At 71.7% G+C, this 25,418-nt stretch carries 22 protein-coding genes; 13 read left to right on the top strand and 9 right to left on the bottom strand.

Going from position 1 to position 25,418, the window contains the following annotated elements; genetic code table 11:
- Positions 1-81: 81 nt before the first annotated feature.
- Positions 82-849 carry an enoyl-ACP reductase FabI gene (gene fabI, locus ACZ6TI_RS42065; protein ID WP_465350877.1) on the bottom strand — a complete coding sequence of 256 codons (768 nt, stop codon included), beginning with the start codon at positions 847-849 and terminating at the stop codon, positions 82-84.
- A gap of 28 nt (positions 850-877) precedes the next feature.
- Positions 878-1,582, bottom strand: a complete 705-nt coding sequence (gene fabG, locus ACZ6TI_RS42060) for a 3-oxoacyl-ACP reductase FabG (protein ID WP_465350876.1) — start codon at positions 1,580-1,582, stop codon at positions 878-880.
- Positions 1,583-1,674: 92 nt separating this feature from the next.
- Between fabG and ACZ6TI_RS42055 the strand changes: the two genes are divergently transcribed.
- The 4 genes from ACZ6TI_RS42055 to ACZ6TI_RS42040 all read left to right on the top strand — a co-directional run bounded on the left by ACZ6TI_RS42055 (position 1,675) and on the right by ACZ6TI_RS42040 (position 6,186).
- Entirely contained in the window at positions 1,675-2,895 is a 1,221-nt protein-coding gene (locus ACZ6TI_RS42055; protein WP_465350875.1) for a sensor histidine kinase, read from the top strand.
- On the top strand, positions 2,892-3,563 hold the full coding sequence (locus ACZ6TI_RS42050) for a response regulator (RefSeq protein WP_465350874.1): 672 nt from the start codon (positions 2,892-2,894) through the stop codon (positions 3,561-3,563). Before ACZ6TI_RS42055 ends, ACZ6TI_RS42050 begins: the two co-directional genes overlap by 4 nt.
- A gap of 74 nt (positions 3,564-3,637) precedes the next feature.
- Complete coding sequence (locus ACZ6TI_RS42045; protein ID WP_465350873.1) at positions 3,638-4,693, top strand: alpha/beta hydrolase; 1,056 nt, start codon at positions 3,638-3,640, stop codon at positions 4,691-4,693.
- A complete protein-coding gene (locus ACZ6TI_RS42040) occupies positions 4,690-6,186 on the top strand; it encodes an acyltransferase family protein (RefSeq protein ID WP_465350872.1) in 1,497 nt (498 codons plus the stop codon). The genes ACZ6TI_RS42045 and ACZ6TI_RS42040 overlap by 4 nt, the downstream gene beginning before the upstream one ends.
- A gap of 342 nt (positions 6,187-6,528) precedes the next feature.
- Here the strand turns inward: ACZ6TI_RS42040 and ACZ6TI_RS42035 are convergent, their stop codons facing one another.
- Genes ACZ6TI_RS42035 through ACZ6TI_RS42025 form a run of 3 tightly spaced genes read right to left on the bottom strand, consistent with a single transcriptional unit; the run spans position 6,529 to position 9,691 of the window.
- Positions 6,529-7,479 (bottom strand): 26S proteasome regulatory subunit RPN10, encoded by a 951-nt coding sequence (locus tag ACZ6TI_RS42035; protein WP_465350871.1) that lies wholly within the window; start codon positions 7,477-7,479, stop codon positions 6,529-6,531.
- The gene (locus ACZ6TI_RS42030) at positions 7,476-8,492 is read right to left on the bottom strand and encodes a DUF58 domain-containing protein (RefSeq protein ID WP_465350870.1); all 1,017 of its coding nucleotides are present in this window, start codon (positions 8,490-8,492) and stop codon (positions 7,476-7,478) included. The genes ACZ6TI_RS42035 and ACZ6TI_RS42030 overlap by 4 nt, the downstream gene beginning before the upstream one ends.
- Entirely contained in the window at positions 8,489-9,691 is a 1,203-nt protein-coding gene (locus ACZ6TI_RS42025) for an AAA family ATPase (RefSeq protein WP_465350869.1), read from the bottom strand. Before ACZ6TI_RS42025 ends, ACZ6TI_RS42030 begins: the two co-directional genes overlap by 4 nt.
- Positions 9,692-10,210: 519 nt before the next feature.
- On the opposite strand from ACZ6TI_RS42025, the gene ACZ6TI_RS42020 reads away from it, so the two are divergent.
- From ACZ6TI_RS42020 to ACZ6TI_RS42010, 3 genes are read left to right on the top strand one after another with little or no spacing between them, the layout of a single operon-like run.
- Positions 10,211-10,738 carry a PH domain-containing protein gene (locus tag ACZ6TI_RS42020; RefSeq protein ID WP_465350868.1) on the top strand — a complete coding sequence of 176 codons (528 nt, stop codon included), beginning with the start codon at positions 10,211-10,213 and terminating at the stop codon, positions 10,736-10,738.
- Positions 10,735-12,252 carry a PH domain-containing protein gene (locus ACZ6TI_RS42015; protein ID WP_465350867.1) on the top strand — a complete coding sequence of 506 codons (1,518 nt, stop codon included), beginning with the start codon at positions 10,735-10,737 and terminating at the stop codon, positions 12,250-12,252. Before ACZ6TI_RS42020 ends, ACZ6TI_RS42015 begins: the two co-directional genes overlap by 4 nt.
- 10 nt (positions 12,253-12,262) lie before the next feature.
- Entirely contained in the window at positions 12,263-12,652 is a 390-nt protein-coding gene (locus ACZ6TI_RS42010) for a thioesterase family protein (RefSeq protein WP_465350866.1), read from the top strand.
- On the opposite strand, the gene ACZ6TI_RS42005 is transcribed toward ACZ6TI_RS42010, so the two are convergent.
- On the bottom strand, positions 12,649-13,587 hold the full coding sequence (locus ACZ6TI_RS42005; RefSeq protein WP_465350865.1) for a carbohydrate kinase family protein: 939 nt from the start codon (positions 13,585-13,587) through the stop codon (positions 12,649-12,651). The genes ACZ6TI_RS42010 and ACZ6TI_RS42005 overlap by 4 nt on opposite strands.
- A gap of 118 nt (positions 13,588-13,705) precedes the next feature.
- On the opposite strand from ACZ6TI_RS42005, the gene ACZ6TI_RS42000 reads away from it, so the two are divergent.
- Complete coding sequence (locus ACZ6TI_RS42000) at positions 13,706-14,374, top strand: superoxide dismutase family protein (RefSeq protein WP_465350864.1); 669 nt, start codon at positions 13,706-13,708, stop codon at positions 14,372-14,374.
- Positions 14,375-14,439: 65 nt separating this feature from the next.
- On the top strand, positions 14,440-15,903 hold the full coding sequence (locus tag ACZ6TI_RS41995; RefSeq protein ID WP_465350863.1) for an aminopeptidase P family protein: 1,464 nt from the start codon (positions 14,440-14,442) through the stop codon (positions 15,901-15,903).
- Here the strand turns inward: ACZ6TI_RS41995 and ACZ6TI_RS41990 are convergent.
- From ACZ6TI_RS41990 to ACZ6TI_RS41980, 3 genes are all read right to left on the bottom strand, one after another.
- Positions 15,900-16,343, bottom strand: coding sequence for a DUF6174 domain-containing protein (locus ACZ6TI_RS41990; protein ID WP_465350906.1), 444 nt, complete (start codon positions 16,341-16,343; stop codon positions 15,900-15,902). The two genes, ACZ6TI_RS41995 and ACZ6TI_RS41990, sit on opposite strands and share 4 nt — an antisense overlap.
- A 93-nt stretch (positions 16,344-16,436) precedes the next feature.
- The gene (gene pulA / locus ACZ6TI_RS41985; RefSeq protein ID WP_465350862.1) at positions 16,437-19,694 is read right to left on the bottom strand and encodes a pullulanase-type alpha-1,6-glucosidase; all 3,258 of its coding nucleotides are present in this window, start codon (positions 19,692-19,694) and stop codon (positions 16,437-16,439) included.
- A gap of 169 nt (positions 19,695-19,863) precedes the next feature.
- Positions 19,864-20,253: a hypothetical protein gene (locus ACZ6TI_RS41980; protein WP_465350861.1), complete on the bottom strand. Its 390-nt coding sequence runs from the start codon at positions 20,251-20,253 to the stop codon at positions 19,864-19,866.
- A 168-nt stretch (positions 20,254-20,421) separates the two neighbouring features.
- On the opposite strand from ACZ6TI_RS41980, the gene ACZ6TI_RS41975 reads away from it, so the two are divergent.
- The 4 genes from ACZ6TI_RS41975 (at position 20,422) to ACZ6TI_RS41960 (ending at position 25,308) form a co-directional block, all read left to right on the top strand.
- Positions 20,422-23,193 (top strand): aconitate hydratase, encoded by a 2,772-nt coding sequence (locus ACZ6TI_RS41975; RefSeq protein WP_465350860.1) that lies wholly within the window; start codon positions 20,422-20,424, stop codon positions 23,191-23,193.
- Positions 23,194-23,320: 127 nt separating this feature from the next.
- Positions 23,321-23,758: a DUF4362 domain-containing protein gene (locus tag ACZ6TI_RS41970; RefSeq protein WP_465350905.1), complete on the top strand. Its 438-nt coding sequence runs from the start codon at positions 23,321-23,323 to the stop codon at positions 23,756-23,758.
- 73 nt (positions 23,759-23,831) lie between these two features.
- On the top strand, positions 23,832-24,239 hold the full coding sequence (locus ACZ6TI_RS41965) for a hypothetical protein (protein WP_465350859.1): 408 nt from the start codon (positions 23,832-23,834) through the stop codon (positions 24,237-24,239).
- Between the two features lie 151 nt (positions 24,240-24,390).
- Positions 24,391-25,308: a serine protein kinase RIO gene (locus ACZ6TI_RS41960; RefSeq protein WP_465350858.1), complete on the top strand. Its 918-nt coding sequence runs from the start codon at positions 24,391-24,393 to the stop codon at positions 25,306-25,308.
- The last annotated feature ends 110 nt before the right edge of the window (positions 25,309-25,418 follow it).

Raw genomic sequence — 25,418 nt, 5'->3', positions numbered from 1 at the left:
ATTCCTCTTTCCCGAAGAATCCTCACAAGTCAGACTTTTACCCGCACGCCCACCGGTCCGACGATCTCCGCAACCGGACGATCATGCTCCCAGGGCGTGGTATCCCCCGTCGACGTGCACGATCTCGCCGGTGGTGGCCGGGAACCAGTCGGACAGCAGAGCACAGATCGCCTTCGCGGCCGGCTCCTTGTCCTCCAGGTCCCAGCCCATCGGCGCGCGCTCGGCCCAGGCGTCCTCGAACTGCTCGAAGCCCGGGATCGACTTCGCCGCCATGGTGCGCAGCGGGCCGGCCGACACCAGGTTGCTGCGGATGCCCTGCTTGCCCAGGTGCAGCGCCAGGTAACGCGACGCCGACTCGAGCCCGGCCTTGGCGACGCCCATCCAGTCGTAGACCGGCCAGGCCTTGGTCGCGTCGAAGGTCAGACCGACCACGCTGCCACCCCGCCCCATCAGCGGCAGGCAGGCCGTGGCCAGCGACTTGTACGAGAACGTCGACACCTGCAGCGCCTTGGCCACGTCGTCCCAGCCGGCGTTCAGGAACTCGCCTCCCAGCACGCTCTGCGGACCGAAGGCGATCGAGTGCACCACGCCGTCCAGGCCGTCCACGTGCTCGCGCACCTTGGCCGGCAGCGCCGCCAGGTGCTCCTCGCTGGTCACGTCGAGCTCGATCACCGGTGCGGTCTCGGGCAGCCGCTTCGCGATCCGCTCGACCAGCGACATCCGGCCGAACCCGGTGAGCACCACGGTGGCGCCGGCCTCCTGCGCGATCTTCGCGGCGGAGAACGCGATCGAGGCATCCGTGATCACACCCGTGATCAGCAGGCGCTTACCCTCCAGCAAACCGGACAACTGAACCCTCCAAGGTCGATTCTGCGGATCAATGTCCCATGCCGAGGCCGCCGTCGACCGGGATCACCGCGCCGGAGATATAGCCCGCCGCGTCGCCGGCCAGCCAGGTCACCGCCGCGGCCACCTCGTCCGGGTGCGCCAGCCGACCGGCCGGGATCGCCTTGAGGATCTCCGCCTTGCGCGCCTCGGGCAGCACGTCGGTCATCTCGGTGTCGATGAAGCCGGGCGCCACCACGTTCGCCGTGATGTTGCGGGTGCCCAGCTCGCGGGTGATCGAGCGGGCCACGCCGACCAGGCCGGCCTTGCTCGCCGCGTAGTTCACCTGGCCCGGGCCGCCGTAGAGCCCGACCACCGAGGAAATGAAGATCATCCGGCCCCACTTGGCCCGCAGCATCTTGCCGGAGGCCCGCTTCGCGCAGCGGAAGGCGCCGGTCAGGTTGGTGTCGACGACCCGCTCGAACTGCTCGTCGGTCATCCGCAGCAGCAGCGTGTCGTCGGTGATGCCGGCGTTCGCGACCAGCACCTCCACCGGCCCGAGCTCGGCCTCGACGGTGCTGAACGCGGCGTCCACGGCGGAGCTGTCGGTGATGTCGCAGCGCACCCCGAGCATGCCGTCCGGCGCGCCGGAGCCGCGGTGCGTGATCGCCACCCGGTCGCCCTGCTTGACGAAAGCCTGCGCGATGGCCAGGCCGATGCCGCGATTGCCACCGGTCACCAACACGGTGCGGGCCAACGGACTCTCCTTCGCGTCATACCCCGGTATGAGTTCCGGGACCGGACCACGGTGTCACGACGTGCTCGCGTCATCGCCGTAACCTGCTGGGAATGGAGACTAGCGGCCCGCTGACCGCACGCGACGCCGTGGGGCCGCTGCGCCGCCTCTTCATCGGCCCCGCGACCCGCATCCCCACCCCGAAGAACATTCTCCTTCGGTACGCGGTGGGCCCCGGCATCCTGATCCTGGTCGCGATGGCGCTGGCCAACAACGTCTACCTGCAGGAGAACCGCGACCTGGACCTGTGGATGTCGCTCCTGCTGTCGATCGGGGTCGTGCTGCCGGTGGTGTTCGGGGTGCGCCGGCCGTTGGTGGGCTGGCGGATCGCGTACGTGATGCTCTTCTTCGGCCCGGCCTACGCCGGCCCCACCGAGTCGTGGCCCTGGTCGCCGGTGCAGATCGTCTGCTTCCTGGTCGTGCTGGTCCTGGTCGCGTTCACCGAGGACACCTCCGTGACGATCTGGCTGACCGCCCTGAACATCTGGGTGCCGTTCGTCTACGCCGACCAGGCCAACGCGACCGGCGTCGCGGTGCTGCTGGTGGTGGTCGCGATACTCGGCGACGTCGTGGCCCGGCGGCGGCAGGGCCGGCGCGCGCTGGCCGAGCAGGCCGAGCTCACCGAGCTCGAACGGGCCCGGCGCACGGTGCTCGAGGAGCGCACCCGGATCGCCCGGGAGATGCACGACGTGGTGGCGCACCACATGTCGATGATCGCGGTGCAGGCCGAAACCGCGCCCTATCGGGTGACCGGGCTGTCCGAGCCCGCGCGGCAGGAGCTGGCCTCGATCGCGACCTCGGCGCGGGCCGCGCTCTCCGACATGCGGCGGCTGCTCGGGGTGCTGCGGGCCGACGACGAGCAGGCGCTCAAGGCGCCGCAGCCGGGCCTGGACGAGCTGCCCGCGCTGATCGGCAAGGCACAGCGGGCGGGCATCGAGGTGTCGCTCGAGGCGACCGACCTCGACGGGGTGCCCGAGCCGGTGCAGCTGGCGGCGTACCGAATCGTGCAGGAAGCCCTGGCGAACGCGGCCCGGCACGCGCCGGACGGCCCGGTGCGGATCGAGGCCCGCGCCCGCGACGACCGGCTGGATCTGGTGGTGCGCAACGCGACGGCGGGGGACGCGCCGGTGGAGCCGGGGGTGGGCGGGCACGGTTTGATGGGCATGCGCGAGCGGGCCGAGCTGCTCGCCGGCACGCTCACGGCGGGCCCGGACGGCGCCGGCGGCTTCCGGGTCGAGGCGAGCCTGCCCTATGGAGGGGATCCGCAGGAATGATCAAGGTGCTGATCGCCGACGACCAGGCGATGGTGCGGCAGGGCTTCGGCGCGTTGCTGGCCGCGCAGCCCGACATCGTGGTGGTGGGCGACGCGGAGGACGGCGCGGTGGCCGTCACCCGCGCCCGCGAGCTGGCGCCCGACGTGGTGCTGATGGACGTGCGGATGCCCAGGATGGACGGTCTGGAGGCGACCCGGCGGCTGCTCGGCGGTCGCCCCGCGGGCGACGAGAGCGGCCCGCGGGTGCTCATCCTGACCACCTTCGACCTGGACGACTACGTGTACGAGGCACTGCGCGCCGGCGCCAGCGGATTCCTGCTCAAGGACGCGCCGGCCGCCGACCTGGTGCAGGCGGTGCGCGTGGTGGCGGCCGGCGACGCGCTGCTCGCCCCCGCCGTGACGCGCCGGCTGATCGCGGAGTTCGCGGCCCGGCCCAGCACCGACCGTCCCCGGCCCACCGCGCTGAACGCGCTGACGCCCCGCGAGACCGAGGTGCTGCGGCTGATCGCCCGCGGCCGGTCCAATCAGGAGATCACCGCCGAACTGGTGGTGGCCGAGCAGACGGTGAAGACCCACATCGGACGGATCCTGGCCAAACTCGGGCTGCGGGACCGGGCGCAGGCGGTCGTCTTCGCGTACGAGTGTGGTCTGGTGGCCGTCGGCGAGTAGCACCGTGGGGTGACCCCGAAGAGCGCACCGCGGTGTGACGAGACGGGGGTGTTCGCGACCGCACTCTGCGGCCCATGCGAACGAGAATCCTGCTCAGCACGGCGGCCCTGCTCACGCTGGCGCTCCCCGGTTCGGCACTGCAGACCGCCCCGGCACCGGATCCGGGCGCGTCGTTGTCCTATCGCGACGCCGCGGACGCCATGCGCCGGGCCGGCGGGATGTACGCCACCTGGGCCGCGTCCGGCCGCAAGTTCCTCGCCTTCGACGCGAGCGGCGACGGCACCGCGGCCGAGGTGGTCGGCGACCTGGCCGCCGCGGACCACGTGGTGGTGCTGATCCCCGGGGTGGACACCACGCTGCGCGACTTCGACCGCGGCCTGGGCGGCATCTCCCGGCGCGCGCCCGCCGTGCAGGCCCGCTCGGTCTACTGGAAGCTGCGGGCCACCGACCGCGCGGCCCACGTCGCCGTGGTGGCCTGGCTGGGCTACGACACTCCCGAGGGCATCGGCCTGGCGTCGATCCGCGAGCAGCGGGCCCGGGACGGCGCGGACCGCCTGGTCGCGTTCGTCGAGGCGCTGCAGGCTGCGCGCCCCGGCGCGTCGGTCACGCTGGTCGCGCACAGCTACGGCGCGATCGTGGCCGGCCTGGCCGCGCCGCGGCTGCCGATGGTGCACGACGTGGTGACGATGGGCGCGCCCGGCATCGGCGCCGGCCAGGCGTCCGACCTCGGCGGGGCGCGGGTGTGGTCGGCGCTGGCCCCGGCCGACTGGATCCGCCGCATCCCGCAGGTCCGGCTCTTCGACCTGGGCCACGGCCGGCGACCGTCCGACCCGGCGTTCGGCGCCCGCACCCTCCCGACCGACGGCGTGGCCGGCCACGACTACTACCTGGTCCCCGAGTCGGCCACCCTGGCCGCCGTCACCGACGTGGTCCTGGGCCGGGCCGATGCTGCTCACACGCCCGCCGAGCAGACCCAAGCTCGGACCAACCCCGCCCCGCCCGCGACGCCGGCTCGCCCGCGGCCCCGGCTCGCCCCCGACCCTCGTCTTGCCCGCGACCCCGGCTCGCCCGCGACCCCCGTCTCGCTCGCGACGCCGTCTCGCCCGCGGCCCACGGGCCAGGCGTCATGAGCGCGGCGGTGCTGCCCACAGTCGCTCAGAGCAGAGGGGCCGGGCGGGATCGGAGCATCGACGTCGCGCGGGCGGTGGCGATCATCGGGGTGGTCGGTGGGCACTGGCTGGTGACCGGGCTGGTGCTGGACGGTGGCGGCGGCTGGCGGCAGGCCAGCCCACTGGGCACGATGCCGGTATTCACGCCGATCTCGTGGTTCCTGCAAACGCTCGGGTTGTTCTTCTTCACCGGTGGTTTCGCGGCCGGCCTGCCCAGCTCCCGGCGATCGGCAGACAACCGGCCGCGGGAGGCGACGAGGCGACCGCGATGGCCGCGCGCCGCGACGAAGCTCGCCCGCCCTCTGGTCCTCCTGCTCGGCGGTTGGACGGTCGTTCTGGTGGTGGCCAGTGCGGCCGGCCTCCCGGACAGCACGCGGCGCACCATCGCGGTACTGGTCCTCAGCCCGCTCTGGTTCCTGCTGCCGTATCTGGCCTTGAAAGCCGCCACCGGCGTGCTGTCCCGTGCCGTGGACCGCGCCGGGCCGTTCGTGGCCGCCGCGCCCGCGGTGGTCGTGGTCGCCCTGTCCGACGCGGGCCTGATCCCCTCCTGGATCGCGGTCATCGCCGCCTGGTCGGTCCCGTGGATCCTGGGCGTCGCCCTGGCCCGCTCAACCCCGGACCACTCAACCCCGGACCACTCAACCCCGGCCGGCCGCCGATCTCTGCCCGCGGCCGGTCTCCTCGTCGGCGGCATCGCCGCCCTCGTCGTCCTGGTCCAGGTCCTCGATTACCCCGCGTCCGCGGTCGGCGTCCCCGGCGACGGCCGTTCCAACCTTTCCCCGCCGTCCCTGTTCGCGATCGCCCTGGCGTGCGCCCAGATCGGCGTCTTTCTACTTCTCCGCGACAAGCCCTGCTTCCCCAGAGGAAGCAGAGCAAAGCGCTTGCGCCACACGCTCCGCTCCCTCTGGGGAAGCAGAGCAAAGCACTCGCCCGACACGTCCCGCTCCCTCTGGGGAAGCAGAGCAAAGCGCTCACCCGACACGTCCCGCTCCCTCTGGGGAAGCAGAGCAAAGCGCTCACCCGACACGTCCCGCTCCCTCTCGGGAAGCAGAGCAAAGCGCTCACCCGACACGTCCCGCTCCCCCAGAGGAAGCAGAGCAAAGGGCTCGCGCCACACGCTCCGCTTCCTCAGAGGAAGCAGAGCAAAGGGCTCGATCGTGGGGTCACTCAATCGGGCGGCGCTGCCGATCTACCTGGCCCACCAGAGTGTCTTCGTCACCGTTGTCGCGGGTGCCGCCGCGATCTGGTCCGGACCGGTTCCGGGCCTGCTCACCGCCCCGATCGGACCCCAGTGGATCATCGCGCGCATCGCCTGGCTACCATTTCTCGCGCTCGCCCTGACCGCCCTGATCCGGGTGGCGTGGTGGACGACACGGCGACCCGGTCGCCTTAAATCGTCCTTAAGCGGTAGGCTCCTGCACGGCCCTGAAGAAGACCACGACCGACGGAGGTGATCGCTGTGCGAGATAGCGATCCTCCCAGTCGTGGCCGGGCCGCTCGTCAGCGTGTCTGACCGCTGAGTGTCTGACCGCTGACCTGACTTCCGCCCTTCCCCCACCGCGCCGACGGCAGAGCCGTGGCCGGTGCGGTCGTGTGCGCCGCGACCACGGGGTTCGGGGTGCCGGCCGCGACATGACGTGCGCGCTTTCCGAGAGCTCAACCCACCGGAAGGTACGTCAAATGAGCCGTTTCGTCGCGCCTCTCACGTTCACCATGGCCGCCGCCTGGGTGGTCGTCGTCTTCCTGCTCGTGCACGGAAACAACTGACAAACACGGAACAACCGACAAACCAAGGCCTAGGGCAGCCGGGATGTCCACAACAGACTCATCCCGGCTGCGACGAGTCCGAAGAGCAGCGCCGCCCCGGCATACCACTGGGTCACCTCGCGCGGCTCCACCCGATGGCCGATCGAGCTGCCCATGTCCTCATAGACCTGTTTCAGCTCGGTGACCGAGGCGGCCTCGTAGAAGTAGCCCTTCGTCGTCTCCGCAAGCTGCTGCAGCGACAGCCGGTCCACCGGCACCCGCTGCAGCGCTCCGCGGATGTCGACCACGCCGGTGTCGGTGCCGAAGGCGATCGTCGACACCGGCACGTTCGCGGCGAGCGCGGCGGCCGCGGCGTCCTCCACCGAGCGGCCGGAGGTGCGGTAGCCGTCCGACAGCAGCACGATCCGGGCCGGCGGGGCGCCGTCCGCGCCGTCCGACGGCACCGTGCGGATCGCGTCCAGCGCGGTGAAGACGGCCTCGCCGGTGGCGGTCGCCTCGGCCAGCGTCAGCCCGTCGATGCCGGCGATCACCGCGGACCGGTCCTTGGTCGGCGACACCAGCACGTTCGCCGCCTTGGCGAAGGAGACCAGGCCCAGGTTGTAGGTCGGCGGCAGCTCCTGCACGAACTGCTTGGCCGCCTCCTGCGCCGCCTCGATCCGGTTCGGCAGGACGTCGTCGGCCTCCATCGAGAGCGACACGTCGATCGCCAGCATCACGGTGGCGCGTTCCAGCGGCTGCTCGCGGTCGACCGAGGGCCGGGCCATCGCCGTGCCCAGGGCCGCCAGGCTGAGCAGGAAGGCGCCCGCGGCCGCGTGCCGGCGCCAGCCCAGGCCGCGCGGCGCGAGGCTGCGCAGCAGGTCGACGTTGGTGAACTTCATCGCGTAGGACCGCTTGCGGAACTGCCGCCAGACATAGGCGCCGGCGACCGCGAGCACCGGGAAGAGCGCGAGCAGCCACCACGGCTGGAGGAATCTGATCATCGTGTGGTCCCCCGGGTGCGTGCGTGCCGCTGGGCGGCGACGAATCGGACCGTGTCCAGCAACCAGTCTGTATCGGTGCGCAACCGCAAGTGTGCCGCACCGGCCGCCCGCAGCGCCCGCGCGATGTCGCCGCGCTGCTGACCGGCCGCCTCCGCGTAACGCCGCCGCAGCTCCGGGTCGGTCTGCACCTCGTGCAGGGCGCCGGTCTCCGGGTCGGCCAGGGTGAGCACGCCGACGTCCGGCAGCTCCAGCTCGCGCGGGTCGACCACCTCGATGGCCAGCACGTCGTGCCGCACCCCGAGCTTCCGCACCGGGCGCGCCCACGAGTCCACCGGCGCCATGAAGTCGGAGATCACCACGGCGACACCCCGCCGGCGCGGCGGTCGGTTGAGGCGGTCGATCAACTCACCCAGATCGGTGCGTCCCGGCCTGATCTGCGTACGCGCGATCGCCCGCAACAGCCCCTGCGCCTCCTTGCGCCCCGGCCGGGCGGGCAGCCGGACGATCGGCGCCTCGTCGACCGGCGGCGCGGCGGGCTCGGCCTGCTTGCGGCGGCCCCACCGGCGGCCGGTCTCGCGGACGACCTGACCGGATCCGGTGCCCACCACCGCGCCGATCCGGTTGCCGCCGCGCACGGTCAGGTGCGCCATCGCCGCCGCCGCCGCGATCACCAGGTCGCGCTTGAGCCACTGCGCGGTGCCGAAGTCGAGGCTGGCCGACAGGTCGATGGCCATCCAGGTCTCCAGCTCGCGGTCGGCCACCGTGCGCCGCACGTGCGGCGTGGTGGTGCGCGCGGTCACTGGCCAGTCCATCCGGCGCACGTCGTCGCCGGCCCGGTATTCCCGGGACTCCCCCGCCTCGCTGCCCGGCCCGGGCAGCAGCCCCACGTAGTCCCCCTGCAGCAGCCCGTCGAGTTTGCGGGTCACCAGCAGCTGCAGCCGCGACAGCACGGCCTCGGCCCGGGCGGTGCCGCCCTCGGCGGCCGACGGGAGGTCAGCGGGGGCCTGGGTCACTGCTGACCCGGCCAGAGGGTGTTCGTCTGCGGCGGCTGATGCGGCTGCGGCTGACCGCCGTCGTGCGGGCCGGGGATGCCGCCGCCGGGGATGCCGCTGCCGAGGATGCCGCTGCTCGGGGCCCCGCTGGTCGGCATCGGCTGGTGGTGACCGTTCGGGGAGGAGCCCTGCCGGGACGCCACCGAGGGCATCGGCACGCTCTGCATGATCCGGGCCACGATGTGGTCGGCCGGGATGTCGTCGGCCAGCGCGTCATAGCTGAGCACCAGCCGGTGCCGCAGGATGTCCGGCACGATGTCCTGCAGATCCTGCGGCAGCGCGTAGTCCCGGCCGCGGAGCAGGGCCAGCGCCCGGGTGGCCCGGACGATGCCGAGCGAGGCGCGCGGGCTGGCGCCGTATTGCACCAGCTGGGCCACGTCGGGCATGCCGTGCTGGGCCGGCGCGCGGGTGGCCAGCACCAGCCGCACCGTGTAGTCGACCAGCGCATTGTGCACGAACACCTGGTCGGCCCGGCGCTGCAGGCCGAGCAGCTCCTCCGGGGTGAAGACCGCCTGCGGCTCGGGCGCGCTGACGCCCATCCGATAGACGATCTCGCGCTCCTCGGCGTCGGTCGGGTAGCCGACCAGGATCTTCATCAGGAACCGATCGCGCTGCGCCTCCGGCAGGGGGTAGACGCCCTCCTGCTCGATCGGGTTCTGGGTGGCCATCACCAGGAACGGGTCGGGCACCTCGTGCGTCTCGCCGCCGATCGACACCTGATGCTCGGCCATCACCTCGAGCAGCGCGGACTGCACCTTGGCCGGCGCCCGGTTGATCTCGTCGGCGAGCAGGAAGTTGACGAACACCGGCCCGAGCTCGACGTCGAACTTCTCGCTCGACTGCCGGTAGATCCGGGTGCCGACGATGTCCGCCGGGACCAGGTCGGGGGTGAACTGGATCCGCGAGAACGTGCCGCCGACCACCTTGGCCAGGGTCTCCACGGCCAGCGTCTTGGCGACGCCGGGGACGCCCTCGAGCAGGCAGTGTCCGCGCGCGAGGAGCGCCACGAACATCCGCTCGATCATCCGGTCCTGACCCACGATCACCCGCTTGACCTCGAACATCGCGCGCTCGAGCTGGGTCGCGTCCTGGGCCGGTGGCACCGGCGCGGACCGGGTCTCGGTGCTGGTCTCGGTCTCGGGCGTGGTCGGCTGGGCCACCGGTCCTCCACAGCGGTCTGAGGGCGCGCCGGCGCGGGTGCCGACGCTCAAGACTTACACGAGCATCCTGGGAGCGTCCGGGCAGGCGCTGTTTTCCGCGCCGAGGGTGCTCCTGCCCTGGTCCACCGGAGTCGATCTTTCTGCGCGATCCGCCGGAACTCCCACGCCACCAGGGGTGGACGGCGGGACCGATCAAGAGTGTAAGATTTGGGGCGTCGCCGGGCGACTTCCCCCGTGGTCGCCCGGCGCTCAATGTCTCCAGGTTGTCTCTCCCACCGGCGTAGTGTTGCCCGGGTGGTCGAGGGCGAAGAGATAGACATCCAATGCAGCTCCAAGGGCTGTCGCACGCCTGCGAAGCATCAGTTGCTGTGGAACAACCCCAAGCTGCACACGCCCGAGCGGCGCAAGACGTGGCTGGCCTGCGACGATCACCGTCAATCCCTGGGGCAGTTCCTCGAGCTCCGCGGGTTCCTGAGAGAGGTTCGGCCTTTCTCCCCGCTATCTCCTAGGCTTTGACGCGTGACCGAGCCGTCCGACGCCGCCGTGACGCATGCCGGCATCGATCCCCTCGAACCCTGGCCCGACGCCGTCGACTGGCGTCCGGTCTCCCCCAAGCTGATCACTGTGGAGCTGATCACCCGCGCCGTCTGGGTGCTCATCCTGCTGGCCGGCCTCATCGTCGGCCGGATGCTGACCGGCCACTGGATCTGGCTGCTGGCGATGGCCGCGGTGGTGGTCTTCGCGGTCTGGCGCTCGTTCATCACGGTCCGGGCGGTGCGCGCCTGGGGTTACGCCGAGCGCGAGCACGATCTGCTGGTGCGGCACGGCCTGCTGATCCGCCGGCTGTCCATCGTCCCGTACGCCCGGATGCAGTACGTGGACGTCACCGCCGGCCCGCTGGAACGCGCGTTCAGCCTGGCCACGGTCCAGCTGCACACCGCGGCGGCGGCCAGTGACGCGCGCATCCCGGGGTTGGCGCCGGCCGAGGCGTCCCGGCTGCGCGACCGGCTGACCGCACTCGGCGAGGACCGGGCCGAGGGCCTGTGACCGCCACCGACGCGACCCCCGAGCCGCCGCCTCCACCCCCGCAGGCGCAGGCCCCACCGGCCGTCGAAGCGCCGGCCGAGGAGCCGCGGCGACGCCTGCACCCGCTCAGCCCGCTGCTGCACGGCGCCAAGTCGCTGGCGATCATCGTGGTCGCGCTGTCCTGGCAGACGCTCGCGCAGATCGGCCTGGAGAAGTTCGCGCTGGTCGTGCTGGTGATGGCGGTCGCCGTGGTGATCTTCTCGCTGATCAACTGGCTGAACACCGGCTACCACGTCGTCGGGCGCGAGCTGCGCATCCAGGACGGCCTGCTGTGGCGGCGCAACCGCGCCATCCCGCTCGAGCGGCTGCAGGCGGTCGAGCTGCGCCGCCCGCTGCTCGCGCAGCTCACCGGCCTGGCCGAGCTGCGGCTCGAGGTGGTCGGCGGCGGCAAGACCGAGGCGCCACTGGCCTATCTGACGGTACGAGACGCCGCCGCTCTCCGCGAACGGCTGCTCTCGCTCGCCGGGCGTACCGAAGGGGTGGAGAACGGCCCGGCAGTGGCCGGACATCCGAACGGCGCCTCCGCCCTGGAGCGCCCGTTGTTCCGGGTGCGCAACCACGACGTGGTGCTCAGCCAGCTGCTCACCCCACAAGCGTTCCTGCTGCCGTTCGGCGTGGCGTTCGTGATCATGCAGTTCGCGCTCGAGCACGCGTTCACGTTCATCGGCATCGCGTCGACCATCACCGCGATGGCCGGTGTGCTGCTGCAGCCGGTGCGCCGGGTGCTGCAGGACTGGGACTTCCGGCTGGCGCGCGACTCCGGCGGCCGGCTGGTGGTGCGCTACGGGCTGCTGGAGACGCGCAGCCAGGTGGTGCCGCTGCACCGGGTGCAGTCGGTCGGCGTGACCTGGCCGCTGCTCTGGCGTGGCAAGCGCTGGCTGCACCTGCGGCTGGACATCGCGGGATATGCGGGCCCGCAGAACGGCAACGACAAGCGCTCCGACCGGCTGCTCCCGGTCGGCGACAACGACACCGGCCGCGCCCTGGTGTGGGACGTGCTGCCCGGCGTCGACCTGATGGCGCTGCCGACCACCCCGCCGCCGGACCGGGCCCGCTGGCTGCACCCGTTCGCGCTGCGCCGGTTCGGGATGGGCCTGACCCCCGAGGTGTTCGTGACCCGCTGGGGGCTGCTGACCCGCGAGATGTCCCTGGTGCCCTATGCGCGGCTGCAGAGCGTGCGGGTGCTGCAGGGCCCGTTCCAGCGCCGCCTCGGGCTGGCCACGGTCTATGCCGACACGGCCGGCGGCCGGGCCGGGGTGGCCCGCGACCGCGACCTGCACGAGGCCTGGGCACTGGCCGACGAGCTCGCGAACCGGGCCCGGCTGGCCCGGGGCCCAGCCCCGCTGGTCACCGGCGAGGTAGCCGCCGACGTGGTCCCGGCCGGGGAGGTGGCCCAGGGCGGCGAGGTGGCCCCGGCCGGCGAGGTGGCCCAGGCCGGTGGCAGCACAGCCGACTCGGTCTGGCAGCGACCCTAGACTGAGCGCCATGGAGATCCCGGAGTTCGCCGTCGGGCTCAGCGCCAGGCTGGAGCTGACCGTGACCGACGCCGACACCGCGCAGGCCCTGGGCTCGGGCGACGTGCCGGTGCTCGGCACCCCGCGGGTGCTCGCGCTGGCCGAGGCGGCGACCGTCGCGGCCACCGCGCGGCAGATGCCCGGCGGTGTGACCACGGTGGGCACCCGCGCCGAGGTCGAGCACCGCGCGCCGACCCCGCTGGGCCGCACGGTCACCGCGACCGCGACGCTGGCCAAGGTGGACGGCCGCAAGCTGGTCTTCGAGGTGACGGTGCGCGACGGCGACGACGTGGTGGCCGACGTGCGGGTCGAGCGGGTGCTGCTGGACCGTCAGCGCTTCATCGAAAAGGCCCTGGACTAAAGCAGCGCGCCCCAGCGGGCGGCCAGTTCCTCCGTGGTCGGCATCGCGACCGCGCCGCCGCGACGTTCGCAGACCAGGCCGGCCACCGCGAGTGCGAAGCGGACGTTGCGCTCCCAGCCGGCCAGGTTGTCCGGCATGCCGTCGGCGAGCAGGCGGCGGATCAGCGCGGCCATCACCGAGTCACCGGCGCCGGTCGCGTCCACCGCGGCCACCGACGGCGCGGGCAGCATCGTGCCGCCGTCCGGCACCGCCGCATAGGCTCCCTTGGAGCCGCAGGTCACGACCACCGCGCGGGCGCCCAGTTTGAGGATGCGCTCGGCCGCGGCCGGGGCGGTGGCGCCGTCGTAGAGCACCTCGGCGTCGGCCAGGCTCAGCTTGACCAGGTCGGCGGTGGCGAAGAACTCCTCGACCAGGTCACGCATGGCGGCCACCGCGCCCGCGCCGGGCAGCAGCGTGGGCCGCACGTTGGGGTCGAACACCCGCAGCGGCCCCGGGGTCTGCCAGGCGGCCCGGGCGGCGGTCTGGAACGGCTCGCGCAGCAGGGCGATCGAGCCGGTGTAGACCACGTCCGCCCCGGCCAGCAGCTCGACGTCCAGGTCGGCGGGCTCGAGCAGCGCATAGGACGGCGGCTCGCCGTAGAACGTGAAGGTCGGCTCGGCGCCCTCGAAGGTGGTCACCGCGAGCGTGGTGGACACCGGCACCCGCTTGAGGAGGCGGGTCGCCACGCCCGACTTACGCAGGAACTGGGCGATGCGGTCGCCCAGGATGTCCTGGCCGAGCGTGCCGCCGAACTGTGCCTCGCCGCCCAGCCGGCTGATCCCCACCGCCACGTTCAGCGGGCCGCCGCCGATCGCCTGGCGATAGATCAGCTCGCCGCCGGCCTCGGTCTCCAGCAGGTCGACCAGGGACTCCCCGAGCAGCACCGCGTAGCCCATGCCGAACCCTCCCGGTAATGCGCGCGACATCTCCTCCACAGCCTTGCTTTCGGCGGCGGAGAAAGCCAGCCGCGCGCGGGTGCTCGTCCTTTACGCCCGAGTTTGGCATGATTCAGGGGTGCGCCGCCTTCTGATCGCCACGCTGCCCGTGCTGCTCGCGCCGCTCGCCGGGTGCATCGACACCGGCCTGGAGAACCCGGTGTTGTCGCCACCGGTCTCGCCGGTCGCGGGTCCGCCGCTGTTCGCGCCGGAGACCAGCGCGGCGCCGGGTGACGGCGGCGGGATCCTCGGGCCGGACGACATCGGGGTGCCGGAGGTGGTGGCCGAGGGATCGTTCGCCACGTCGAGCGCGACCGCGGTGACCTACGACCCGCGGCTGGTGCCGGTGGGCGCGACCGCGCAGCTGGCGTTCGGCCGGGTGGCGGACGGCGTCACCGTGCGGCTGGCGGTGACCGGGATGCTGCCGCGGCGCACCTATGGCGCGCATCTGCACACCAAGCCGTGCACCGCCACGCCGGCCCAGGCCGGCCCGCACTATCAGCACGAGACGGACCCGAGAGTGTCCGCGTCGCCTGACCCCTCATATGCGAACCCGGCGAACGAGGTGTGGCTGGACTTCACCGCGGACCGGCTGGGCGTGGCGACCGTCACGGCGGTGCAGCGGTGGACGTTCGACGAGCTGACGCCGCCGCGTTCGCTGATCGTGCACGCCTCGCGGACGCGTACCGAAGAAGGGCTTGCCGGGACCGCCGGAGAGCGGGTGGCGTGCCTCACCCTGCCCGGCTGATTGCCGGGCGAATCGGCGCCGCCGGCACGGTACGGTCAGTGGTGGACGACGACGGGAGGACCCCCATGGCCGACGAGCAGCAGGCGCAGATCAAGACCGAGTCGCACGATCCCGACTACCCCGAGGCCTTCCTGCAGTTCATGCGCGGCGGCTGGCGGGACGACGCGCTGGCCGTGACGCCGCTGGCCGAGGTGCCCAACTACGCGAAGCGCCGCGCCGAGCTGTCCGACGCCTTCCCGGGCGAGACGCTGATCATCCCCAGCGGCACGGAAAAGGTGCGCGCCAACGACACGGACTACCACTACCGTCCCGGCAGCGACCACGTCTATCTGACCGGCGACCGCGACCCGGACAGCGTGCTGGTGCTGCGGCCGAGCGGCTCGGGCCACGACGCGGTGCTCTACACGCGGGAGCGCAACTCCAAGGAGACCGACGCGTTCTTCCGCAGCCGCGACGGCGAGCTGTGGGTGGGCCGCCGGCACACGCTCGGCGAGAAGTCGACCGAGCTGGGCCTGGAGACGGCGCCCTATGCCGAGCTCGGCCGCGCGCTGGCCGAGTGCGCTCCGGCCCGCACCCGGGTGCTGCGCGGGCTCGACACGGCGGTCGACCGCGCGGTGCTGGCCTACGAGCCCGATCCCCAGGTGCGCCGCGACCGCGAGCTGGCCCGGGTGATCTCCGAGCTCAAGCTGGTCAAGGACGAGTGGGAGATCGCGCAGCTGCAGGACGCGATCGACGCGACCGTCCGCGGCTTCGAGGACGTGGCGCGGGTGCTGCCCGCCGACCGGCCGGTCAAGGAGCGGCTGCTCGAGGGCGTCTTCGGTCTGCGCGCGCGGCACGACGGCAACGACGTGGGTTACACGTCGATCGTCGGCGGCGGCGCGCACGCGACGATCCTGCACTGGGTGCGCAACACCGGCATGACCACGCCGGGCGACCTGCTGCTGATGGACATGGGCGTCGAGGGCCACAACTTCTACACCGCCGACGTGACCCGCACGGTGCCCGTCTCGGGGAGCTTCACCCCACTGCAAAAACAGGTCTACGACATCGTGTACGCGTCACAGCAGGCCGGCATGGACCACATCAAGCCCGGCGTGATTCACCAGGACGTGCACCTGGTCTGCATGCGGGTGCTCGCCGAGGGCCTGCACGACCTGGGTCTGCTGCCGGTCAGCGTGGACGAGGCGATGGACCCGGAGTCCACCGTCTACCGCCGCTGGACGCTGCACGGCTTCGGGCACATGCTCGGCATCGACGTGCACGACTGCACCTATGCGCGCAAGGAGAAATACCGCAACGGCCCGCTCGGCGAGGGTTATGTGCTGACCGTCGAGCCGGGTCTCTATTTCCAGCCGGAGGACGACCTGGTCCCCGAGGAGCTGCGCGGCATCGGCGTGCGCATCGAGGACGACGTGCTGGTCACCGCCGACGGCTGCCGCAACCTGTCGGCCGGCCTGCCGCGCACCTCCGACGAGGTGGAGACGTGGCTGGCCGCCCAGCGCGAGGCCGGCCCGCGGCTGCCCGGCTAGCCCTTCGGGGCATAGTCGCTGATCACGAAGCAGACGGCGTCGCCGGTCTCCTCCCCCGCACGGTTGATCGTGACCTCGGTGGGGTGGCCGTCGGCGCCGTCGTGCTTGGTGGTGGCGTCGGCGCCGTCGTCGATCGCGGTCTGCGCCTCCTCGAGCATGCCGCCGAGCGTGGGCACCTCGATCTCCTCCTCGCCCTCGGCGGTCCTCCCGTCGACCCGCTCGGTGGCGGTCACCTCGCCACCCTCGACCGTGACCCGATATTTGCCCAGCGAGGCGCCGTCGCCGCACTTGCGGTCGACGACGAACCCGTAGTTCGCCGGCTCGGTCCACGGCGGCGGCGACCCGGCCACGGTCGAGGTCACGGGCGCCGGTTCGTCGTCACCGGTGCAGCCGGTCAGAGCGAGCACGAGCACGGCGGCGGGGATCAGGAGCTTTCGCATCACGGCCGGGACTCTAGCGGCCCCGGTCGAGCCCGTAGCGTGTGCGGTGTGACGCTGACCGATCCGAGCGAGACCGCCGTCGCCCGCCCGTGATCAGAGGTCGGCGACGAACACCGCCACGCTGCGGCCCGGAACCGTGACCGTGCCGTCCGCGGCCGTCGCCGTGCGCAGCAACGGATCCGCCGAGGCGGTCAGCTCCGGGTGCAGGCGCAACTCTCCGGCCGGCACCGCCTCGGTCACCGCCGCGTCGGTGGCGTTGAAGACCACCACCAGCCGCGCCCAGCGCTCGTCCAGCCCGGTCGAGTCCAGGCACATCACGATCACCCCGGGCGTCTCCGCCGGGCCGCCCGGCGGGAAGGTCACGCGACGCTGCACCTCCTCGGCGGTGGGCAGGCCGAACACCGGCGACGAGCGGCGGATCCGGAGCAGTTCCCGATAACGCTCGGCGGTCATCGCGATCACCTCGGGCGGCGGCACCAGCATCGGGTCGCCGAGCAGCGGGCGGGCCGGCTCCCAGGCGCCCTCGTTGTCCGGCGCGGGCGGCAGGCCGAGGCCGAAACCGTTGCCCTGCGCCGGATCCCAGCGGATCTGGTTGAACCAGTCCCCCGAGTCGAACGAGTTGCGGTCGAGCGACTTGGACCGCAGCCGCTCGCTGCCCAGCGCCAGAAAACCGACGCCCTGGCTCAGCACCACCAGCGACAGCGCGAGGATCTGCATGCGCGCACGGTCCGCGGCGGGCGTCTCCCGCGGAAGCTTGAAGGCCAGCGCGTCGAAGAGGATCTCGTTGTCGTGGGCGTCCACATAGTTCACCGTCTCGCCGGGCGCGGCCGCGTAGCCGCTCGGTGAGCCGTGGTAGTCGATCTGCGCGCCGCTGTGCTCCTGCCCGGTGTGCGTCACGAACCGGTACGCCGCCAGCCCGCCCGCCAGCCCCACCTTGATCGCGTCGTGCAGCCGCAGCGGCGTGTCCGAGCCCAGCCCCGACGCGAAGCCCCGCTGGGCCTGACCGCCGTGCGCGCTGCCGCCCCGGGCCGCGTCCCGCATCCGGTCGTTGAACGTGCCGATCCCGGTGCCGGCCATGTTCACCTGGGTGGCCTGCGCGAACCGGGCGTCGCCGGCCACCTCGCCGAAGTTCCAGCCCTCGCCGTAGAGGTAGACGTCCTTGCCGGACACCCCCTCCACCTCGGGTTCCAGGTGGTCGAGCGCGACCCGTACCTCCTGGATGTTGGCCCTGGGGTGGTGGCCCATCAGGTCGAAGCGGAAGGCGTCCACCTTGTGGTCGCGGGCCCAGGTGACGACCGAGTCGACCACGAGACGGCCCATCATCAGGTGCTCGGGCGCGGTGTTGGAGCAGCAGGTGGACTCGGCGACAGTGCCGTCGGCGAGCAGCCGGTGGTAATAACCGGGCACGATGCGGTCGAGCACGCTCACCGGGTGCAGGCCGTCGGCCATCGTGTGGTTGTAGACCACGTCCATCACCACGCGCAGCCCGGCGGCGTTGAGCGCGGCCACCATCGACCGGAACTCCCGGATCCGGGCCGCGCCCTCCGGCTGCTCGGCGAAGCTGCCCTCCGGCGCGGTGTAGTGCCACGGGTCGTAGCCCCAGTTCCAGCCGTCGCGGTCGGCCACCGCCAGCACCGCGCGCTGCTGCTCGGGCGAGTCCGGCGGCAGCGCGGCCAGGTCGCACGCGGGCACGGCCTGGTCGGCGCGGCGGTCCGGCACGGTGGAGAAGTCGAACGCGGGCAGCAGATGCAGGTGGGTGAGCCCGGCGTCGGCCAGTGAACGCAGGTGCCGCATGCCCGCCGAGTCCGCGGTGAACGCGCCGTAGGTGCCGCGCTGCGCCGCTGGGACCGTCGCGTCGAAGATGGAGAACTCGCGGACCGACGTCTCGGCGATCTGCATGCGGGCCGGCGGCACCGCGGCCGGCTTGCGCAGCGCGTCCCAGCCCGGCGGGGCCAGCGCGGGGTCGGCCAGATCGACCAGCAGACTGTGGGTCGAGTCGACGGCCAGAGCCAACGAGTACGGGTCGGTCACGCTCGTCGTCACGACCCGCTGCGCCGCCGGGTGGAACACCTCGACCCGGAAGCGGTAGTAGCGCCCCAGCCACTTGCGCTTGCCGGTGATCGACCACACGCCGGTCACCGCGTCGCGGTCCATCGGCAGCAGCTTGGGCTCGGCCGACGGGGTCTTGAACAGCTCGAGCAGCACCGTGCGGGCGGTCGGCGCCCACACCGAGAGGGCCGGGCGGTCCTCGCCGTCGATCACCGGGCCCAGCTCGGCCTCGCGGGCGTCGGCATAGAGGTCGTCCAGCACGCCGGGCAGCTGCACCCCGGTCAGCACGGCGAGCCGGCCGTCGGTGTCGCGCCCGGCGACCAGCACCTGGCCGCGCAACAGGTAACCCAGCGCGGCGTCGCCCAGCTCGCGGACCGAGAACGCGTGGTAGGCCCGCAGGTGCGGGAAGCGGCGGCTCTGCGCCTGGAACAGCCCGCCCGGGCGCGGGGTCAGCGGCAGCGTGGTGTGCTCGCCGGTCAGCTCGTCGCCCGCCCGGCGCAGGTCCCCGGCCGGTGCGGCGACCAGCGCGAAGCCGGTCGCTCCGGCGGTCAGCTCGGCGGGCAGGGCGATCGTGGTGCGGTCGAGGAACACCGCGAGCGCGCGGGCCGGGTCGAGCTCGGGGCCGAGCGTGCCGAGGTCGGGGCGGACCGGCGCCCGCTGCCCGGCCAGCAGCCAGATCTCGCGGCTCACCGACAGGTCGAGGCGCTGGTCGTCGGGCAGGTCCTTGACGTCGTCGCGGTGCAGCACGAAGCGCAGCCCGGTCGCGTCGGGGCGCACCGGCACCCGGAACACCGCACCGAACTCGTCGAACGTGACCGGGCTCAGCGGCGTACTCCAGTGGGGTTTGGCGAAAGTGCCCTCCCAGGCGTGCAGGCCCCACCCGGAGTAGTCCCCACCCGGCCGGCGGTAGTGGATCACCACATCGTCCGGGTCCTGCGGCGCCGCCGGCGGCGTGGTCGAAATGTCCTCTTCGCCGGCGGTCAGCCAGATCTCCGGACTCACTCCGGGATCGATGCGCCGATCGACCGGCACGTCCTTGGCGCCGGTGCGATCGACCACGAGAAAGCCGACCTCACGCGCATCGTCCGCGAGGCGCACCCAGGCGAACCGGCCCCAGGCGTCCTCACCGGCAAAAGGGTGGCCGCCCGGGAAACCGGTCATCTCGCCCGGAGCGATGTCACCCCACGCGTGCAACGCCCACTCGCCGTAGGCCGCGTCCTCGCGCCGATAGTGCACGACCAGCCAGCGCGGGCTGCGCAGACGCTCGGACGTGGCGACGGGGGTGATCTCTAACGTGGTCACCCGGCCACTATGGCACTGGGACCACTTCTTCCACTCGCAGTGCGGCGAAGCCGCTTTGGCAGCTCCACTTCTTCCACTCGCAGTGCGGCGAAGCCGCTTTGGCAGCTCCACTTCTTCCACTCGCAGTGCGGCGAAGCCGCTTTGGCAGCTCAGTCGATTTCGGAGAGCCTCAGTGAGTTGAGATCACCGTCGTTATGCGGGGCCCGCTGGCGTCGGCCCGGACCAGGTAGCGATAGCTCTCGCCGGGCACCGCGTTGCCCGCGCTGTCCAGGTACTCCCACTCCACCGCGACCATGGCGAGCGCGTCGCTGAGCCGCTGCACGTCGAGGATCTGCGCGTGCGCCGCGACGATCTGCTGCTCGCGGTAGGCCGGCGCGGCGCCGAGAAAGGACAGCGCGACAGCCGCCGGAGAAGCGAAGGTGAAACTGTACGTGTCGGCGACCACCATGCCGGGTAATGCATAACAGTTCGCCACCGCGGCGACATCGCCCCTGGTCAGAGCCGACCCGTACCGATCGAAGAAATCGGTGAGGTGCTCCAGATCCGTGATCGCCTTCACGGAACGCGATGTTCCCACATGGTGTCCAGCCAAACCTCCCGCCTTGCAGACTTATACAAGACGGACGTACGGTTTACTGGTCGCGGCGGGCATGGCGAGTAAGGCGAACCTAACCGAATCGCCTTCGCAACCGGTGCGAAAGACTTCGGGGCGTGGGAAGGAGTTGACGTGGCCAGCCTGGACACCTTTGGTGCGAAGAGTGAGCTGAGCGTCGGTGACGCGAGCTACGAGATTTTCACGATCGACAAGGTGGAGGGCCACGAGCGTCTGCCCTACTCCTTGAAGATCCTGCTGGAGAACCTGCTGCGGACCGAGGACGGCGCGAACATCACCGCCGACCACATCCGCGCGCTGGGGAGCTGGGATTCCTCCGCCGACCCGAGCGTGGAGATCCAGTTCACCCCGGCCCGGGTGCTGATGCAGGACTTCACCGGCGTGCCCTGTGTGGTCGACCTGGCCACCATGCGCGAGGCCGTGCGCGACCTGGGCGGCGACGCCACCAAGGTGAACCCCCTCGCCCCCGCCGAGCTGGTCATCGACCACTCGGTGATCGCCGACCTGTTCGGCCGCGAGGACGCCTTCCAGCGCAACGTCGAGCTCGAATACCAGCGCAACCGCGAGCGCTACCAGTTCCTGCGCTGGGGTCAGACCGCGTTCAACGAGTTCAAGGTCGTGCCGCCCGGCACCGGCATCGTGCACCAGGTCAACATCGAATACCTGGCCCGCACGATCATGGAGCGGAACGGGCAGGCCTATCCCGACACGCTGGTCGGCACCGACTCGCACACCACGATGGTCAACGGCCTGGGCGTGCTCGGCTGGGGCGTGGGCGGCATCGAGGCCGAGGCGGCCATGCTGGGCCAGCCGGTCAGCATGCTGATCCCGCGGGTGGTCGGCTTCAAGCTGTCCGGCGAGATGCCGGCCGGCACCACCGCCACCGACCTGGTGCTGACGATCACCGAGATGCTGCGCGAGCACGGTGTGGTCAGCAAGTTCGTCGAGTTCTACGGCCCCGGTGTTTCGGCGGTGCCGCTGGCCAACCGGGCGACGATCGGCAACATGTCGCCGGAGTACGGCTCGACCGCGGCGATCTTCCCGATCGACCAGGAGACCATCAAGTACCTGCAGCTCACCGGCCGCTCCGACGAGCAGGTCGCGCTGGTCGAGGCCTACGCCAAGCGCCAGGGCCTGTGGCACGACCCGGACGCCGAGCCGGACTACTCCGAGCGGCTCGAGCTCGACCTGGGCACCATCGTGCCGTCCCTGGCCGGCCCGAAGCGTCCGCAGGACCGGGTGCCGCTCAACAGAGCCAAGCAGATGTTCCGCGACGCCCTGGCCAACTACGTCTCCGCCACCGGCCCCGCCGACGAGGCTTCGGAGGAGTCGTTCCCGGCCAGCGACCCGCCGGCCAACGGTGTCTCCGACGACTCGGACAAGCCACACGTGTTCTCCGCCGCGAACGGCGCCGACGGCCGCCCGTCCAAGCCCACCCGCGTGGTCGGCGACGACGGCACCGAGTTCGAGCTGGACCACGGCGCGGTGGTGATCGCCGCCATCACGTCCTGCACGAACACCTCGAACCCGCAGGTCATGATCGGTGCGGCGCTGCTCGCCAAGAACGCCGTCGAGCGCGGGCTCAACCGCAAGCCGTGGGTCAAGACGACCCTGGCGCCGGGGTCCAAGGTGGTCATGGACTACTACGACCGGGCCGGCCTCACGCCCTATCTGGACAAGCTCGGCTTCAACCTGGTGGGCTACGGCTGCACCACCTGCATCGGCAACTCCGGCCCGCTGCCCGAGGCCGTCTCGGCGGCGGTCAACGAGGCCGACCTCACCGCGGTCAGCGTGCTCTCCGGCAACCGCAACTTCGAGGGCCGGATCAACCCGGACGTCAAGATGAACTACCTGGCCTCGCCGCCGCTGGTGGTGGCCTACGCGCTGGCCGGCACGATGGACCTGGACATCACCACGGAGCCGCTCGGCATCGGGTCGGACGGGCAGCCGGTGCACCTCGCCGACATCTGGCCCAGCGCCAAGGAGATCGACGACGTCATCGCCTCGGCGATCGGCGCGACCGGGTTCTCGGCGGCCTACCAGGACGTGTTCGCGGGCGACGAGCAGTGGCAGTCGCTGCCGACCCCGACCGGCGACACGTTCGCCTGGGCCGAAGACTCGACCTACGTGCGCAAGCCCCCCTACTTCGAGGGCATGTCGGCGGAGCCCACGCCGGTGGTGGACTTCTCCGGCGCGCGGGTGCTGGCCAAGCTGGGTGACTCGGTGACCACCGACCACATCTCGCCGGCCAGCTCGATCAAGCCCGACTCCCCGGCGGGGAAATACCTGGCCGAGCACGGCGTCGAGCGTCGCGACTTCAACAGCTACGGCTCGCGGCGCGGCAACCACGAGGTGATGATCCGCGGCACCTTCGCCAACATCCGGCTGCGCAACCAGCTGGTGCCGGGCGTCGAGGGCGGCTTCACGGTCAATCACCTGACCGGCGAGCAGAGCACCATCTACGACGCCTCGGTGGCCTACCAGGAGGCGGGCGTGCCGCTGGTCATCCTGGCCGGCAAGGAGTACGGCTCCGGCTCGTCCCGCGACTGGGCGGCGAAGGGCACGATGCTGCTCGGCGTCAAGGCGGTCATCGCCGAGTCCTACGAGCGCATCCACCGCTCCAACCTGATCGGCATGGGCGTGCTGCCGCTGCAGTTCCCGCCCAAGACGAGCGCGGAGACGCTGGAGCTGTCCGGCAGCGAGACGTTCACCATCACCGGCGTCACCGAGCTCAACGACGGCGGCATCCCGTCCACGGTGAAGGTCCGCACGGACACCGGCGTGGAGTTCGACGCCGACGTCCGGATCGACACTCCCGGCGAGGCGGACTACTACCGCCACGGCGGCATCCTCCAATACGTCCTGCGGAAGATGCTGCACAGCTGATTCTCTTGTTTCCGGGCCCGCTCTCCGTTTCCTGGGAGGGCGGGCCGCACTTCTTTGAAGATCAAATTCTCGAGGTCGCGGGGGGAACGCCGCGTTCGCGCGGGGCGTCGAAGCCCTCGTGAAGCTGATGTTGGGTCTGGTCGTGGTTTGCCTCGCGCTCTCCGCTTGTGGCAGCTCCGATCCCACGCCGCGCAAACCCGGGAAAGCCGATGTCTCCGCCGGGCCTACGCCTGCCGCCGCGCCCAGCATTGTCGCGGTGACGGACTGCGGGGCGTTCGATGTGCCGCAGGGCGGTGACTTTCCCGTCGAGGCCGGGCGCTGCCTGGCCGACGCCGCGCAGGAGAAGCGGCCGGCCCGGCTTGAAGTGACCCGGCCGTCCACCGAAGGCGACCCGATTCCGATCACCTACACCGCCCGCACCGACGGCCGGGTGGAAGTGGTCACCGATGCCCGGGCGGACAACTTCGGCCAGAAGATCATCACGACCGAAATCTGCACCGGCCCGATCGTCGGCCCCGGACTGATGTTCGCCGAGTGCTCGGAGCCGACCCCGCTGAAGAGCTGAACCCCTGACCCCGGACCGGACGTCGCGCCCGTTCCCTGCTGACGCCTTGTGAGGCGTCGTTACCCTCCCGGTCATGAGCGTTGGTGCGGTGGCGGGGGCTTCTCGAGGGCTCCGGGTCTGGGGGCGAGTGGTCGCCGGCGCCCAGCTGACCTTCCTGGGTCTGCTCCTCGGTGGGCTGGCGCCGCTCTACGCGTACGCCGAGGGGATGGCCGGGCAGCACGAAGCGCTGGTGGCCCCGGCCACCGTGGCGCCCGCCGTGCTGGCGTGGTTGTTTCCCTTCATCGCGACCGCGACGCTGCTCGGGCCCGGGCTCGGCGTGCTGCTCGGGGTGACCGGGGTCGCGCTGGCGACGCTCACCGACCTGCGGCTGCAGCGGCGGCTGTCCGGGGTGCTGCTGATCGCGTCGGTGCTCTGCGCGATGGCCACGCTCGTGTTCGTGACGCCCTTCGGCGAGGACGTGCAGCGCTGGTTCCTGCGCTGATTTAATTCGCTTGCGCGCCTCGCGAGGGGGCGGCAAGGTGGCTCGTGCAAGGTCCGAATCGAGAGAAGAGGGGGTGTGAACCCATGGCCGTCTTTGTCATGCGCCGTGTCTTCGTTCCCCGTAAAACCTTCTTCTCCGAGGAGACCCTCAAGTGCGCGAGCACGATTCGTACGGTTCCACGACCAAGCGTCGCGGAAAGCTGAAGTTCGACGACGACGATTCCGACTTCCTGAAGCGCGGCCGCCTCGAGCCGATGCTGAAAGAGGACCCCGACCTGCCCCCTGAGGGCGACCGCTGGTCCACCTGGGACGGCGCCCTGCACGGGCCCGAACCCCGCCCCGACTGGATCCGCACCGAGCTGGGTGCGGTCGACGCCGAGCTGGGCATGCTCAAGACCGGCAAGGAAGCCGACGTCTTCCTGGTGCGGCGCTGGCTGCCCGAGACCGGCCAGACCAGCCTGCTGGCCGCGAAGCGCTACCGGGACGGCCAGCACCGTCTCTTCCACCGCGACGCGGGATATCTCGAAGGGCGCCGCGTGCGGCGTTCCCGCGAGATGCGGGCGATGACCAACCGCACGTCCTTCGGCAAGGAGCTGATCGCCGGGCAGTGGGCGGCGGCCGAGTTCGGCGCGCTCTCCCATCTGTGGCAGGTCGGTCAGGAGAGCGGGCTGATCCGGGTGCCCTACCCGGTGCAGCTGATCGGCACCGAGCTGGTGCTCGAGTTCATCGGCGACTGGGAGACCGGCGAGGCGGCGCCCCGGCTCGCGCAGGTGCGGGCCGACACGGCCGACCTGGACGACCTGTGGCGGCAGATGGTGGACGCGCTGTCGGTGATGGCGCGGGCGCAGGTGGCGCATGGTGACCTGTCGCCGTACAACACGATGGTGCACGACGGCCGGCTGGTGCTGATCGACCTGCCGCAGATCGTCGACGTGATCGCCAACCCGGCGGGCGCCGACTTCATCGCCCGCGACGTGCGGAACGTGGCCAACTGGTTCACCGCCCGCGGGCTGTCACCCGACGCCGACGAGCTGATCGAGCGCCTGCTCTATGAAGCCGGCCTGCGATGAGACGCCGACGCCCCGGCCCGGGGGGGGCGGGGGGGGGGGGGGGGGGGGGGGGGGGGGGGGGGGGGGGGGGGGGGGGGAGGAGCACGGGGGGCGTGGTGCTGCCTGGTGGC

This window comes from Actinoplanes sp. NPDC051388, assembly GCF_055586225.1.
Note: the sequence above shows the minus strand (reverse complement) of the source record. Positions and strands in the feature narration are given on the sequence as shown.

Bases quoted from the DNA above. Each gene is read 5' to 3' on its own strand.
- ACZ6TI_RS42055 (WP_465350875.1), top strand. From the start codon at position 1,675: ATGGAGACTAGCGGCCCGCTGACCGCACGCGACGCCGTGGGGCCGCTG.
- ACZ6TI_RS42050 (WP_465350874.1), top strand. From the start codon at position 2,892: ATGATCAAGGTGCTGATCGCCGACGACCAGGCGATGGTGCGGCAGGGC.
- ACZ6TI_RS42045 (WP_465350873.1), top strand. From the start codon at position 3,638: ATGCGAACGAGAATCCTGCTCAGCACGGCGGCCCTGCTCACGCTGGCG.
- ACZ6TI_RS42040 (WP_465350872.1), top strand. From the start codon at position 4,690: ATGAGCGCGGCGGTGCTGCCCACAGTCGCTCAGAGCAGAGGGGCCGGG.
- ACZ6TI_RS42035 (WP_465350871.1), bottom strand. From the start codon at position 7,479: ATGATCAGATTCCTCCAGCCGTGGTGGCTGCTCGCGCTCTTCCCGGTG.
- ACZ6TI_RS42010 (WP_465350866.1), top strand. From the start codon at position 12,263: ATGGAGATCCCGGAGTTCGCCGTCGGGCTCAGCGCCAGGCTGGAGCTG.
- ACZ6TI_RS42005 (WP_465350865.1), bottom strand. From the start codon at position 13,587: ATGGGCTACGCGGTGCTGCTCGGGGAGTCCCTGGTCGACCTGCTGGAG.
- ACZ6TI_RS41995 (WP_465350863.1), top strand. From the start codon at position 14,440: ATGGCCGACGAGCAGCAGGCGCAGATCAAGACCGAGTCGCACGATCCC.
- ACZ6TI_RS41990 (WP_465350906.1), bottom strand. From the start codon at position 16,343: ATGCGAAAGCTCCTGATCCCCGCCGCCGTGCTCGTGCTCGCTCTGACC.
- ACZ6TI_RS41970 (WP_465350905.1), top strand. From the start codon at position 23,321: ATGTTGGGTCTGGTCGTGGTTTGCCTCGCGCTCTCCGCTTGTGGCAGC.
- ACZ6TI_RS41965 (WP_465350859.1), top strand. From the start codon at position 23,832: ATGAGCGTTGGTGCGGTGGCGGGGGCTTCTCGAGGGCTCCGGGTCTGG.